This is a genomic window from Marseilla massiliensis (assembly GCF_016899955.1).
In the GTDB taxonomy this organism is placed as follows: domain Bacteria; phylum Bacteroidota; class Bacteroidia; order Bacteroidales; family Bacteroidaceae; genus Prevotella; species Prevotella intestinigallinarum.
This window is the reverse complement of record NZ_JACJJL010000083.1, coordinates 1-1,163: the sequence shown is the minus strand read 5'-3', so window position 1 is coordinate 1,163 and position 1,163 is coordinate 1. Positions and strand designations below refer to the sequence as shown.

The following is a 1,163-nucleotide window of genomic DNA, read 5'->3' as shown; positions in this document are numbered from 1 at the left end:
TATCTCCGCTTCGTGCTGGAGGGCGAGAACGGACAGGACTATCTGGAGTGGTGCCGTGCGCACGGCACAGACCCTTCGGACGAGTCCGCCGAGTTTTATGTGGAACAGACGGACATCATGCAGATGGAACGCCAGCTAATCGACGACGAGGACTATGGCATCTGGAACTAATCCGTCATCCGCCAGTTCCGGACAGGCGGCCATAGACCGCTTCGCCGAAATGATGATTAGGCGCATGGAGCAGATGAAGGCGTCCGACTGGAAGAAAGGCTGGATTGGCGGTGCGTCGGGGTACGCCGGACTGCCACAGAACGTGGGAGGACGTAACTATTCCGGCTCCAACTCCTTCTTCCTGCAACTCCACACGGCGGCCAATGGCTACGACCTGCCCGTTTACCTGACCTTCAAGCAGGCACACAACCTGAAAGCGCACGTCCTGAAAGGTGAAAAGGCGTTTCCCGTGGTGTATTGGGACATGATGGTCAAGGACAAGGACGGGAAAAGGATAAGCAGCGACGAGTACCGCGCCATGACGAAGGAGGAAAGAAAGGATATGGAGGTCATCCCGTTCGTCAAGGCGTTCCCCGTGTATAACGTGGCACAGACCAACCTGGCCGAAGTGCAGCCCGAACGGATGCAAAAGCTCATGGATAGGTTCAGGCTGCCCGAACTCCGCGACACGGAAGGCATGTACGCCCACGCCGCACTCGACAGGATGATAGAAACACAAGGCTGGGTCTGCCCGATACAGGCGGACAAGCGTGTGGACGGGGCGTATTACTCGCCGGGACAGGACATCGTGGTGCTGCCCATGAAGGCGCAGTTCAACATTGGGAGTACGCCCGATGAAATCTACCGTGGCGGCATGGAGTTCTATTCCACCATGCTGCATGAGATGGCCCACTCCACCATGACACCGCAGCGGCTCAACCGCGACGGCATGGGCAGGTTCGGCGACCCGAAGTACGCCAAGGAGGAGCTTGTCGCCGAACTGACGGCGGCGATGATAAGCCATTCGATGGGCTTTGACCAGAAGGTAACAGACAACTCGGCCGCCTACTTGGACTCGTGGATCGGCGTGTTGAAGCAGGAACCGAAATTCATCGTCTCGGTCATGGCGGACGTGAACAGGGCTTCTGACATGATACTTGACCATGTGGACA

Annotated in this window: 1 protein-coding gene; it reads left to right on the top strand. The window is 57.7% G+C overall.

Annotation, left to right across the window (positions count from 1 at the left end):
- Positions 1–154: 154 nt before the first annotated feature.
- The coding region (locus H6B30_RS15980) for an ArdC family protein (protein WP_205112237.1) at positions 155–1,163 on the top strand (1,009 nt) is incomplete at its 3' end.